Below are 1,802 nucleotides of genomic sequence, written 5' to 3' on the forward strand. Positions count from 1 at the left end.
GCCGCCACGCCCCGCGCCTCGATCTGCTCGATGGCGGCCCGCAACAGCTCCTCGCGCCGCTCGGCCACTGTCAACCGCACTCTCGCCACGGGCTCACCCTAAGCCGTCGCTCGGCGGGGCGCCGCCCCGAGGGGCCAGGTCAGCGGTACCAGCCGAACCGGTCCGCGATCACCGGTAGCCGGTCCGCGACCAGCGCGTGGGCGGCGGCCCGCGGCGAGATCCCGTCCGCCTCCGCGCGGGCCAGCAACTGTTCGACGAGGGCACGCATGGAACGCCGTATGTGTGCGAAGGCCTCGTCCGCGTCCGCGCCGATGTCGCCGAACAGCGTCCACCACCACCAGGCGTTGGTACCGGAGTTGACCACGACGTCCGGCAGTACGGTGACCCCGCGCGCCGCCAGCAGCGCCTCCGCCGCGGGCAGGACCGGCATGTTGGCCGCCTCGACGATCCAACAGGCCGTGATCCGCTCCTGGTTGCCGCTGTCGATCGTGTAGGACACGGCCGCGGGCACGAGTACCTCCGCATCGAGCGACAGCCAGGCGTCGCCGGGCAGTTCGCGGTCGGCGGGGCGCAGGGCGGAGCGGTCCACGGTGCCGTAGGTGTCCCTGGCGGCCAGCAGCGCCTCGACGTCGAGCCCCGCCGGGTTGAAGACCGTGCCCTTGATGTCGGCGACCGCCACCACGGTGAGTCCCGCGCGCGTGAGGAACCGGGCCGTGGCGCCGCCCATGGTGCCAAGCCCCTGCACCGCCACGCGCGTGCCCGCGTACGGCATCCCGGCCAGGTCCAGGGCCGCCAGGACCGACTCGGCGACCCCGCAGCCGCCCGCCAGTTCGTCGAGTCCGATGCCGTCGACATCGAGGGCGAACGCGTCCGCGAGCCGCCGCCGGGCCGTGGCCTCGTCGTCGAGCAGCGGATAGACCGCCTGGATCGAGGAGACCAGGCCTGCCTCCGCGGCCGCCCGGTCCACCAGGTCCTGGCTGAGACCCAGGTCCTCGCCGGTCGTCCAGCAGCTCTCGACGTACGGCCGCATGGCGCGCAGGTAGCGCACGAGGAGGCCGTACGCCGCCGGGTCCCGGGGGTCGCAGTCGATGCCGCCCTTGGCGCCGCCCAGCGGGATGTAGCGCGCCTCGGGGTCGTAGTGCAGGGCCTCTTTCATGGTCATGCCGCGGGCGAGCCCGGTGACTTCGTCGAGGGTGCAGCCGGGGCGCATCCGCAGGCCGCCGCTGGCGACACCCCGTACCAGTCGGTCGACGACGAGGAAGCCCTGGTGGCCGGTGACGTGGTCCGTCCAGGTGAGCGACAGCAAGGGGGTGGTCACACGGGCTCCGGTGCGGGCGGACGGCTACTGAACGGGGGGTCAGTATTTGCATCCGGCCGCGCCCTGTCAACGTGATCAGCTCCGACGGCGTCCCTATCCGTGTGACCGGACAGACGCCGGCACTGTCAGTGGGGCGGACCATAATGGATGCCTCAGCACTCCCTCTGGAGGTACCGTGACCGGCTTCCGTCCCCTGAGCTCCGGGCTCCGCGCGCTGCAGCCCGCGGCCTTCGGTGCGGACCCGAGCGGTGAGCGCATGGCGCGTATCCGCAGATCCCCCCACTTCAAAGACGGTGTCTTCCAGAACCCCGGCGGAACAGCCGGTATCCGGCCCGACGGGTCGATGATCGACTTCGCCAAGGGCTACTTCGACAGCGACGCCCGGCAGCAGCGTGCTCCGCAAGGCCGGATCCCGGTCCATGCCACGACGCTCGCCGACCTCTCCAAGCCACCCGCCACCGGACTGCGGCTGACCTGGATGGGG

General features: G+C 72.3%; 1 protein-coding gene and 1 pseudogene. One reads left to right on the forward strand and one right to left on the reverse strand.

Going from position 1 to position 1,802, the window contains the following annotated elements; genetic code table 11:
- Positions 1–139 precede the first annotated feature (139 nt).
- Complete coding sequence (locus JF597_RS54560) at positions 140–1,318, reverse strand: Glu/Leu/Phe/Val dehydrogenase dimerization domain-containing protein (protein WP_294014577.1); 1,179 nt, start codon at positions 1,316–1,318, stop codon at positions 140–142.
- 175 nt (positions 1,319–1,493) lie between these two features.
- Here JF597_RS54560 and JF597_RS54565 point away from each other — a divergent pair.
- Positions 1,494–1,802: pseudogene (locus JF597_RS54565) on the forward strand (MBL fold metallo-hydrolase); the annotation flags it as partial.

Origin of the sequence: Streptomyces sp. (genome assembly GCF_019510245.1) — a bacterium.
Classification (GTDB): domain Bacteria; phylum Actinomycetota; class Actinomycetes; order Streptomycetales; family Streptomycetaceae; genus Streptomyces.